This is a genomic window from candidate division WOR-1 bacterium RIFOXYB2_FULL_36_35 (genome assembly GCA_001771505.1).
GTDB lineage: Bacteria > Margulisbacteria > WOR-1 > XYC2-FULL-46-14 > XYC2-FULL-37-10 > XYB2-FULL-36-35.
The window spans coordinates 1-8,620 of record MEUA01000030.1 but is presented as its reverse complement, the minus strand read 5'-3'; the positions used below and the strand labels follow the sequence as shown (position 1 = coordinate 8,620).

Here is an 8,620-nt window from a genome sequence, read left to right as displayed (position 1 = left end):
TGTTAACGTAGTTTCCCCTTTCGAGCTGATAATGCCATAAGGAATACCAGCACAAACCCTTTTATATTTATCTGCTAAAAAAGCAATTCTCTCTGGTTGTATCATAGATCGTCCTTCGGGTTCAATACGATGGGTCATATGGCTAATGCAGTAAGGACATTTTAAATTACAAGCTCCAACTTTTTTACCTTTCCACGCCATAACTGTTAAAGTTGATATTTCCATATTTACTGACATGCGTTATCCTCCAAGAGCTGTTGCGCTTCCGTGTCTCGTTCAATAAAATAACGGGTAAGGCATAAGCGATAATTGTTTCCCCTTTTAAAAGGAGCAAGCATTTCCACTTGGGATGGAGAAAGATGGCTTGTATCTTCAGGCTTCAAGTATGCTAACAAAAAAGCATCGCTTGGCTTTAAATCCAAGCTATATTCTCTATTTATATCTGCAATAATTTCTGCCTGAATTGGTTTGTATTTTGCTGGTATTTCTCCTTTTTGTAACTGGGTAACTAGCGCATCTGCAATCATCAGAGCAAAAATACTTTTAAACCATTTATTTCCATACAAAGAAGAAACTGGTTTACGGCTAAAAGCAAAACCTATACGGTCATAAAAAACACCGTAAGGTTTGCTCATGGAAATTACTGCTGCAAAAATGTTGGGATGGCTTAAGTCATAAACATGTGGAGCAGTTGAACCCATATACGCAAGATCATAAAAAACCTGGTGGCCGGCATCACATATTCTTCTTATAAAATCATCAGGAATAATGTTGCCATCCCTGGCAGAAGGATTTGAGATAAACCAATAACCGGGCTTTAAACTAGAAGGATCAACATCTTCTTTAACCGCTACTGTTTCCATTTGCCTTGTTTCTCCTACTGTTTTATATCCTTCGTATTCTCCTTCTAATACATAAAACTTTTGCACTCCCTCATATTGTAATTTGGTCATTATTTCTCGTATTCCTTCCTCCGAGCCTGAAGTTGGATAACGATAAGAAAAAGTTTTCATTGACGGGACATCATCGGCATAAAAATTGAGTACTTTATCAATTACCGGGTCATGAAAACCATCTAACCCACCAGTCGGCTCTGTTGCACGTAAAAATTGCCCGTGAGGAAAACCTTTTTTGATCACACTATCAATAACCCTTCTGGCTTCAGGATGGCGATAACTATAAACTGTAGTGATTGCCTTAAGTCCTACGCTGGAACTCATAAATCCTCCTATTTTTAATAATTGTTTTTATTCATGGCTCTTACAATAGGTTATCGGCGGGTTTACAGAAAATTTCAAGATATTTTATAATTATTTTTCGCGTAGCCACTGTTGTGCTATTGTTCCTACCATTTCATGTTGTCAAAAAAGTGATAAACATTGGTGTTTTATCTGAATGTGGTTCAAATCCGCATCTTTGATAAAATCCAATTTCTTTGTTATATGCAATAACTGCTTTTCTTGCATATTCCTTATATATCTCAAGCATTTTTGTAAGCAAAGATTTTCCAATTCCTTGAGAATGATAATCAGGCATTACAAGCAAATAATGAAAGTAAACCGTCATTATTTTATCTGATAAAGCATTTATCAAGCCAATCAACTTTTCTCCATCCCATGCTGAAATTACTGTATCAGAATTTTTCATTGCAATTACTAGCTTATCAGGATAATTTCCAGATGACCAGTTTACCGATAAAAATAAGTTCTTTAAATCAGTTTCATTAAAATCTTTGGTTTCCTTGTATGTGATCATTTTTTTTATCTTATTAGGTGGCAATGTTGTACAACTTAATTATACAAGAATTAACCCCGATTATTTACCCCGATTAGGAAATCGGGGTTCATACCTGGGAAAATTTCCAACACTCTGCTAGAATTCTGTTTGTCTATGAATAATCGGGGTGAATATATTTATAATAAGAACATTTGTAAAATTGAGGCGGCTTCTTTCTGAAAATAATGAGCTAAAGCATAAATTAAAAGAAATTGAACGAAAAGTTGAAATGCATGATCATGAAATAGTTGGAGTTTTTGATGCGATTAAGCAATTAATGCTTCCTCCTGAAAAGCCTAAGAGGAAAATGGGATTTTTGGCGTGAGATGAAAAGAATGTCCAATCCTTCGACAAGCTCAGGACAAGCTCAGGACAAGTTTTCCAATGTCCAATGATAGTATGGTTCCCTCCTGATTTTTTTGGCAAAATTGACCAAATACCTATGGCAAATAACTCTTCATATTTTCAAAAAACACAGATAGAAAGGCTAAAAATACAAAAGGTAAAATCGTTAATTCTTAGAGGTTAACCTGTCTTTGTGTTAAAATGTTCTTTTGATAAACTATCGGATAATAGATTATTGTTTTTGTGAGGTGTTTTATGCTTTGGTCAAAGGAAAGCTTGAAGGCTCTAGTATCTGAAAAGTTACAAGATTATCTTTTTGTTGTTGCATCAAATCGTGAACCATACATACATAACTACTTTGCAAATGAAATAAAGTGCGTTGTTCCTGCGAGCGGTTTGACAATGGCGCTTGATCCTGTTTTAAGGACATGTGGGGGGGTCTGGGTTGCCCATGGGGGAGGAGAAGCAGACAGAAAAGTTGTTGATGAAAAAAACAGAATTTTAGTCCCGCCTGAAAACCCAAAATACACTTTAAGAAGACTTTGGCTAAACAAGGCTGAGGAAACAGGATATTATTACGGGTTTTCAAACGAAACTCTTTGGCCCCTATGCCACATAGTTTATGTAAAACCAAAATTTGACGAGGCCGACTGGCTACATTATAAAGCAGTAAACGAAAAATTTGCAAAAACGATTCTCGATGAAGTCGGAGATAAAAAAGCTTTTGTTTTTATCCAAGATTATCATCTAACGCTTGTTCCAAAACTTTTAAGGGAGATAAACCCGGAGATCAAAACAGCTCTTTTTTGGCACATACCATGGCCAAACCCTGAAGCATTCCGTATCTGTCCGTGGAAAGATGAAATTTTGCGTGGAATGCTTGGCGCAGATCTTCTTGGATTCCATATTCCATATCATGTTGATAATTTCTTAAACACTGTAGACCAGACACTGGAGGTCAGAGTGGATAAGGTAAGCTCGACAATTATTTCCTCAGGCAGAGAAACGCTTGTAAAGCCTTTCCAAATAAGCGTCGATTACGAAAAGATGAGTTCTGATGCCAATTTGCCAGAATTACAATCTGAAATAGAAAGACTAAAGAAGGAATACGGGTTGGAAAATCGCCTGATAGGAGTTGGCAGTGACAGGTTGGATTATACTAAAGGGATTCCAGAACGGTTTAACGCCATAGATAAATTTTTTGAAAAGTATCCGGAATTTATAGGCAAGTTTACTTTTATCCAAGCTGGTGTGTTAAGCAGAATACACATCCAAAGATATAAAGATTTAAATGATGAAATTAACGCGCAGGTTGAACGCATTAATTGGAAATATTGCAACGACAGCTGCAATGGCAATTGGAGCCCCATAATCTTGGTAAGAAGGCAATTTTCCCAAAAAGAACTGGTTGCTATTTATGTGATGGCAGATATTTGCATCGTTTCGTCTCTGCATGACGGAATGAATTTGGTTGCAAAAGAATATATAGCGACAGCCGACCCCAAAAAAGGGATGCTTATTCTTTCTAGATTTACGGGGGCGGCAAGAGAATTGACCGATGCCCTTCTTGTTAATCCTTATGCTCCTGATGCTTTCGCTGATTCCATAAAAACAGGTTTGGAAATGCCTCAAGATGAGAAGGAAAAGAGAATGCTGAAAATGAAAAGCATTGTTTCCGAAAATAACATTTACCGTTGGGCGGGGAAAATAATTCAATCCTTGCTAAGGCTTGCGTAATGGCGTTAAAAAGTTTTATAAAATTTATTATTTTCCTTGATTACGACGGAACACTGGTTCCAATTGTAGAAGATTTTAGAAAGGCCGGATTATCAGCCAAAGACAGAAAAATAATAAAAACACTCGCACAAAACAATTCTTTTGAAGTCATTATTGTTTCGGGCAGATCCCTTGCCGATGTTAGATCCCTTGTCAATCTTTCACAAATTGGTTATATTGGAAACCATGGATTTGAAGTATCGGGGCATGGATTTAAATTTGTGCATCCAAAGGTCGGCCCTTTTAGAAAACTTTTAAAGAAAGTGTTAAAAAAGATTGAACTAAAACTGCCCTTTTATGGGGTGGAAGTTGAAGATAAAAAGTTAACGGCAAGCCTGCATTACCGCAAAGTCGCAGCCTCTTTGCAAGGCAAAGTGAAAGCCCTGGCAACGGAAGTGCTTTCCCCGCATGTAAAGAACAAAGAAATTGTAGTAACATATGGCAAGAAAGTTATTGAACTTAGGCCTCCGATAAATTGGAACAAAGGACATGCCGTTTTATGGATTCTTAAAAAGCTTAAGGACAAAAAGATGCTGCCTATTTATATAGGAGATGATTCAACCGATGAAGATTCTTTTCATGCTTTGAGAGAGAAGGGATTGACTTTTTATGTTGGCAAAAAGAGAAAAACTCTGGCAAAATACCGATTAAAAAACATAAAGGCAGTCTATCGGTTTTTACGTTGGCTTAATAAATAGGAAATAATAAAAAATGGAAACAGAAAAAATCGCAAAAGAGCCTTTTCGTTTTTACACATCTTCTCTTTTGGTTGAAATAACAGGGAAAAAGGCTTTTGATCTTGAAAGTTTTGTTAAAATTTTAAAAGAGATAGATGAGTCTTCCATTTTCTATCATGTCCACCATTCTTTTAGGGATTATACTTTTGCGCCAGGACAATATTCAAACGATTTTGCACGCTGGGTGGGGGAAGATTTAGAAGAAAGCGGCTTGGCCGAAAAGCTTGCCTCGGTTAATGTTAAAGATTTTACAGATTTAAGTTCTTTGCGAACCGAACTTGTAAAAATAATCGAAGATTATATAAAAAACAACTCAATAACGGCAAAAGCTCCTCGCGGTCGAGAATTTTATTTTTTAAGCAATATTGGAATTGTTGTTGCAACCCCGTATGAAGTAGTTACAATAAGAGAATTTACTGAAGCGCTTGATAAGGTTGGAATGAGATCTCTTTATTACCATTTTTTTGATGCTCGATTGAGATTGGGGCATAAAACAAATGATTTTTCAAACTGGATAAGAGGTTCGTTTGGAGATGAAATATTGGCGCAAAAAATAGAGCGGCTTGATCCATATTTTATGACAATGGATGAATTAAAATCCAGGATAATTGACTTATGCCTTGTAGAAAAAAAAGAAAAAGAACCGGGATTTTTGGATAAGATAATCAAGTTCATTTTTGGTAAATAATTATGGCTAAAATAAAATTTTCAGATTATTCAAAAATTATAAGACCGCAAAATTTCGACGAAATTATGCTGCTCGCAGAAAAATTGCAGGGCAAAACCGTTAAAATGGTAAATTCAACATCTGTTGGAGGTGGGGTAGCAGAGATGCTTCATCGTTCTGTTCCTCTTTATAATGAACTTGGATTAAAAGTTCGATGGGATGTAATAAAAGGCGGTGGCGAATTTTTCAATGTTACAAAAGCTTTCCACAATGCGCTCCATGGGAGTGAGGTTTCAATAACACCCCAGATGCTCGATGATTTTAAGGAAACAAATGAAAAAAATATGGCGGAACTTTTGTTTGATGAAGATGTCGTGATAATTCACGACCCCCAACCCCTCCCGTTAATTGAAAAAAAAGGGGCATCCAAATCCAAGTGGGTATGGCGCTGCCATATAGATACTTCAAGCCCTAATCAATTTGTTTGGGATTTTCTAAGAAAATATATAGAAAAATATGATGCCTCTATTTTTTCTTCTCCAAGCTTTGCTAAAGAACTTCCTCTTCCACAATATCTTATTCATCCGGCAATTGATCCGTTTGCCGAAAAAAACAGGGATCTAACAAGCAAAGAGATTGATGATGTTCTTAAAAAACATAACATCCCAACTGATAAACCTATTATCACGCAAGTTTCACGGTTTGATTACCTAAAAGACCCTATAGGCGTATTTGAAGTTTATAAGCTTGTAAAAAAGCATGTAGACTGCATATTCGTTTACGCAGGAGGGACAGCAAATGATGATCCTGAAGGGTCAAAAGTTTTATCGGAGCTACAAGAAAGAGCTTCTGGAGAGAAAGATTTTCATATTCTTCTTTTGCCTCCTTTTTCCGATTTTGAGGTAAATGCACTTCAACGCGCATCAACTATTGTCCTTCAAAAATCGCAAAGAGAAGGGTTTGGGCTTACGGTTACCGAAGCCCTATGGAAAGGTAAGCCTGTTGTTGCGAGTGCTGTCGGGGGTATCCCTCTTCAGGTTATACATAATTTTACAGGGCTTCTTGCCCATTCAATTGAAGGGGTTGCATATCAAATAAGATATTTATTAAACAATTCTCAAGTTGCAGAAAGGCTTGGGCAGTATGGGAGAGAGCATGTAAGGGAAAAATTTTTAATTACCAGCAAAATACGAAAATATCTTTTACTGTTTATCGCGCTCGAACATAAAAATAAAAACATCATAAATCTTTAAATCCCATAATTTTTCACCAGTATCATTATTCCATGCTTCAATAAAGCCATGATGATTATGGGGTGCAGTAAATTTTATACCATTATATATTAATGGTTCAACTTCTTTTGGTGCAGCTATTTTTGCCTGAACATTATTTTTAGTCATAAGTGTGAAAAAAATAAATATTAATATAAGTACATTCTTGAAAAACTTTTTCATAAGTATAAAGAAAAAATATAAAAAATTATTTTCGACAACTTAACTATATACTAATTAATTAACTTCCATCTGTCAAACAAGAAAAACAGTAGCAGTAGGGTGTAGGAGGGCATGGAAATTGCTAGTAACTTGGTAGAGGTGTTTTATTATGAATAACTTGATGCCGATTGAGAGGATAGAAAGTAAGATTTATTTGATTAGGGGACATAAGGTTTTGTTGGATTTTGATTTGGCTTTGTTATATCAGGTTTCTACAAAAAGACTTAATGAACAAGTTAAGAGAAATATGGAAAGATTCCCTGAAGACTTTATGTTTCAATTGACGAATGATGAGACAAACTTTTTAAGGTCGCAATTTGCGACCTTAAAGGTTAATGATGGTAAATCTTTAAGAGGTAAACATAAAAAGTATTTACCTTATGCTTTTACCGAGCAAGGGGTGGCGATGTTGTCTTCTATCCTGAGAAGCAAAACAGCTATTCAAGTAAATATACAAATAATGAGGACTTTTACGAAACTTAGGGCTTTAATTGAGGGCAATAAAGCCTTAGCTGAAAAATTGAAAGAACTTGAAGCTAAAGTTGGAACCAATACAGAAGATATTAAACTAATTTTTGAAACTATAAAGCAAATGCTTGCCGTGCCTGAAAAGCCTAAGAGGAAAATGGGGTTTTTGGCGTGAGATGAAAAGAATGTCCAATGATGGTATCGCTGTGCGATGTTTTATATTTATTCTTCAATCCAATCAACGGTTATGACTCTGAAAGTGTTTGAATTTATTGTTATTTTTATGTTGTTTTTTGTGTTTGTAATATAAAAGTTTTTTCCAATTTTTGAAAAAAACGGCTTCCCAGTCTCTTTTATGGTTTTAAATATAAATTCTTCAATTTGTTCTTTTAAAAGATTGATATTGAGCTTTTTATTTATTCTTATATAAACAAGCTCTGTATAACAAATATTTTTTAAAATTTCTGTTTTGTTGATATTCATATTTATACCGCTTGCTTAACAAAGAAATCCACATTTTTGTCTTTTATATCATTCAAAGATCTAATTTTCAAGTGACGGCGAAATTCTCCTGTTCCTTCAAGAAGCTTTTTTGGATCTTTCATAATAAATCCTTTTCCAAATTCAAAAGAAACATGGTTTTTTCTTGCAAAAAGGCCGCCAAAATCATTTTCCATAGAAAACATAATGCCGCCATACATCATCCTTTCATTGGTTTTCGGATAAAATTTAAAAACAATTTCACGAAGTTTTTGCAAGATGTTAAATTGTTTGTCATTAAACATAATAATATCTTCAAGAAATCGTTGAACCTGTTCGTTTTTGGATTTTTTCATAGCATTTTCCTTATTATGAGATTAAAGATTAAAGTTTATAAAATTATTCCTTATTCAATTAGGATTTTTTTGAATTGAGTATAACTATATAATAAGCGAAAATATTTTGCCATGTCAATCAAAAATTGCTGACTTTCCGTCGTTTTTATTCTTAACTCACTGCTTTCTACTATTTAATCCGTGGCATGAAAATTGCTAGTAACTTGGTAGAGGTGTTTTTATGGAAAATGTAGTGCCTGTTGAGATTATTGAAAAGAGGATTTATCTTATAAGAGGCCAGAAGGTGATGCTTGATAAAGATTTGGCGGAGCTTTATGGTGTAAGGACTTTTGTTTTAAATCAGGCTATTAAAAGAAATGTTGAGAGATTTCCTTCTGACTTTATGTTTTTCTTGACAAGAGAGGAAATTCTAAGGATATCACAAACTGTGATATCCTCTAAAAACATAAAATTTTCTAAAAATGTTAATGTTTTTACTGAAAATGGAATAGCGATGCTTTCTTCTGTTTTAAACAGTCAGCA

Annotated in this window: 11 protein-coding genes and 2 pseudogenes; 7 read left to right on the top strand and 6 right to left on the bottom strand. The window is 34.9% G+C overall.

Annotated elements, in window-relative coordinates; translation table 11 throughout:
- From A2290_07880 to A2290_07870, 3 genes and pseudogenes are all read right to left on the bottom strand, one after another.
- Window positions 1-237, bottom strand: a pseudogene (locus A2290_07880) (hypothetical protein).
- On the bottom strand, window positions 228-1,220 hold the full coding sequence (locus tag A2290_07875) for a hypothetical protein (protein OGC14800.1): 993 nt from the start codon (window positions 1,218-1,220) through the stop codon (window positions 228-230). The pseudogene A2290_07880 and the gene A2290_07875 overlap by 10 nt, the downstream one beginning before the upstream one ends.
- Window positions 1,221-1,353: 133 nt before the next feature.
- Entirely contained in the window at window positions 1,354-1,755 is a 402-nt protein-coding gene (locus tag A2290_07870; protein ID OGC14804.1) for a GNAT family N-acetyltransferase, read from the bottom strand.
- A gap of 139 nt (window positions 1,756-1,894) precedes the next feature.
- On the opposite strand from A2290_07870, the gene A2290_07865 reads away from it, so the two are divergent.
- From A2290_07865 to A2290_07845, 5 genes are all read left to right on the top strand, one after another.
- On the top strand, window positions 1,895-2,101 hold the full coding sequence (locus A2290_07865) for a hypothetical protein (protein OGC14799.1): 207 nt from the start codon (window positions 1,895-1,897) through the stop codon (window positions 2,099-2,101).
- A 296-nt stretch (window positions 2,102-2,397) separates the two neighbouring features.
- Window positions 2,398-3,858, top strand: coding sequence for a trehalose-6-phosphate synthase (locus tag A2290_07860; protein ID OGC14803.1), 1,461 nt, complete (start codon window positions 2,398-2,400; stop codon window positions 3,856-3,858).
- The gene (locus A2290_07855; protein ID OGC14798.1) at window positions 3,858-4,595 is read left to right on the top strand and encodes a trehalose-phosphatase; all 738 of its coding nucleotides are present in this window, start codon (window positions 3,858-3,860) and stop codon (window positions 4,593-4,595) included. The genes A2290_07860 and A2290_07855 overlap by 1 nt, the downstream gene beginning before the upstream one ends.
- A 13-nt stretch (window positions 4,596-4,608) precedes the next feature.
- Window positions 4,609-5,322, top strand: a complete 714-nt coding sequence (locus tag A2290_07850; protein ID OGC14797.1) for a hypothetical protein — start codon at window positions 4,609-4,611, stop codon at window positions 5,320-5,322.
- Between the two features lie 2 nt (window positions 5,323-5,324).
- Window positions 5,325-6,554, top strand: coding sequence for a glycosyl transferase family 1 (locus A2290_07845; GenBank protein ID OGC14796.1), 1,230 nt, complete (start codon window positions 5,325-5,327; stop codon window positions 6,552-6,554).
- Here the strand turns inward: A2290_07845 and A2290_07840 are convergent.
- Window positions 6,504-6,755 carry a hypothetical protein gene (locus A2290_07840; GenBank protein OGC14795.1) on the bottom strand — a complete coding sequence of 84 codons (252 nt, stop codon included), beginning with the start codon at window positions 6,753-6,755 and terminating at the stop codon, window positions 6,504-6,506. The genes A2290_07845 and A2290_07840 overlap by 51 nt on opposite strands.
- A 160-nt stretch (window positions 6,756-6,915) precedes the next feature.
- Here A2290_07840 and A2290_07835 point away from each other — a divergent pair, with 160 nt between their 5' ends.
- A complete protein-coding gene (locus A2290_07835) occupies window positions 6,916-7,437 on the top strand; it encodes a hypothetical protein (GenBank protein OGC14802.1) in 522 nt (173 codons plus the stop codon).
- Window positions 7,438-7,484: 47 nt separating this feature from the next.
- Here the strand turns inward: A2290_07835 and A2290_07830 are convergent, their stop codons facing one another.
- The gene (locus tag A2290_07830; protein ID OGC14801.1) at window positions 7,485-7,739 is read right to left on the bottom strand and encodes a hypothetical protein; all 255 of its coding nucleotides are present in this window, start codon (window positions 7,737-7,739) and stop codon (window positions 7,485-7,487) included.
- Between the two features lie 8 nt (window positions 7,740-7,747).
- Entirely contained in the window at window positions 7,748-8,098 is a 351-nt protein-coding gene (locus A2290_07825) for a hypothetical protein (GenBank protein OGC14794.1), read from the bottom strand.
- Between the two features lie 220 nt (window positions 8,099-8,318).
- On the opposite strand from A2290_07825, the pseudogene A2290_07820 reads away from it, so the two are divergent.
- Window positions 8,319-8,620, top strand: a pseudogene (locus tag A2290_07820) (DNA-binding protein).